We start from the raw sequence: 203 nt of genomic DNA on the forward strand, positions 1-203 counted from the left end.
CCCACGAATGCCGGAGCCACAATCCGGTGCGTTAACCCCTTCGCCACGACCGCCACAATATAAAGTTATCTGGCAGGGGCAGCAGGAATTGAACCCACACTAACGGTTTTGGAGACCGCTGTTCTACCTTTAAACTATGCCCCTAGGTACTGGTGGAGGCTGATGGATTCGAACCACCGAACTCGTACGAGAACAGATTTACA

Annotated in this window: 1 tRNA gene; it reads right to left on the reverse strand. The window is 52.2% G+C overall.

The annotated features are described in order from the left end of the window. Positions 1–70: 70 nt before the first annotated feature. Positions 71–144 (reverse strand) — tRNA-Trp (locus GQY55_RS30920). Between the last annotated feature and the right edge of the window lie 59 nt (positions 145–203).

This window comes from Paenibacillus sp. USDA918EY (assembly GCF_009870825.1).
Lineage (GTDB): Bacteria > Bacillota > Bacilli > Paenibacillales > Paenibacillaceae > Paenibacillus_AQ > Paenibacillus_AQ albilobatus.